Source organism: Paenibacillus woosongensis, assembly GCF_009725165.1.
In the GTDB taxonomy this organism is placed as follows: domain Bacteria; phylum Bacillota; class Bacilli; order Paenibacillales; family Paenibacillaceae; genus Fontibacillus; species Fontibacillus woosongensis.
In genome coordinates this window covers 1-948 of record NZ_WNZW01000035.1, presented here as the reverse complement: position 1 = coordinate 948, position 948 = coordinate 1, and the positions used below count along the sequence as shown (strand labels likewise).

The following is a 948-nucleotide window of genomic DNA, read 5'->3' as shown; positions in this document are numbered from 1 at the left end:
TTAAATGGGCTATTGGTGGGTACAGTCTTTTCCCCAATTTAAGCTATTCCACCGACAATGATTACTATAAAGCCATTCACGGTACTGATTCTCCCGATAACTGCAACGCAGCCAAAGAAGGTACACAGAATGCGTACCGATTTGGGCCAATGTCCAAGACACAACGGACTGCCATTGGCTGGGATGGATCTAAAATCTGGCTAGCAGTTTTTCAAAGCGAAAATGCTTGGGGTGTTAGACAATTTATGATTGATCGTGGATGTAACACTGCAATTATGTTAGATGGCGGTGGTTCTTCCCAGATAAAATACGCTGTTATTCGTAATGGTAATCCGGTTCCTACTAATTATGATCCTAGCGGTGTAAACCGATCAGTCTATTCCATGGTCAGAGTAGCAGCCGAAGAATGGGTCTAAGAAATGATATAAAACTTAAAAAAAGCAATCAATGCCCATGTTAAGTTAGCTACCTATTAACAAAAGATGATTCCTGTATTATACAGGGGTCATCTTGTTACTTCTACACCCAGCATAGGCATCATCTCTATGGTGAGTCCCGAACAGGAGCTGGCGAGCGCCTACTGTTTACCAAGGGCAAGGGTTCCACCCTGAGGTGGAATCTGGAGGAAGCCGGAGGCCAAGCAGGGGCCAAGGTACTATTTAGTCAATATCGTAAATTCTCCATTCTCCATTTATTTTATGGAAAACGTAAATGACTAAATTGCCTTCAGAATCATCCTCTGTGGTCGTCATAGTAACAATTGAGCCTTGCGATCCAGTGATTTCACCGATATTGCTAATCTTCATATCCACAACTTTTTTTGTATTCATTTGCTTAATAGGAGTGTCTGGTTCACTACTTATCAGCTTCATAAATTCATCCGAATTGGCTTCATTCCTATATTTTGTTGATAAATTTAATAATTTAACAAGTTCCAACTGTTCACCA

The 948-nt window shown here is 40.8% G+C and carries 2 protein-coding genes; one reads left to right on the top strand and one right to left on the bottom strand.

Going from position 1 to position 948, the window contains the following annotated elements:
- Positions 1–416 (top strand): phosphodiester glycosidase family protein (locus GNP95_RS25490; protein ID WP_155613613.1); only part of this gene is annotated, 416 nt, incomplete at its 5' end.
- Positions 417–659: 243 nt separating this feature from the next.
- On the opposite strand, the gene GNP95_RS25890 is transcribed toward GNP95_RS25490, so the two are convergent.
- Positions 660–948 (bottom strand): hypothetical protein (locus tag GNP95_RS25890; RefSeq protein ID WP_196427321.1); only part of this gene is annotated, 289 nt, incomplete at its 5' end.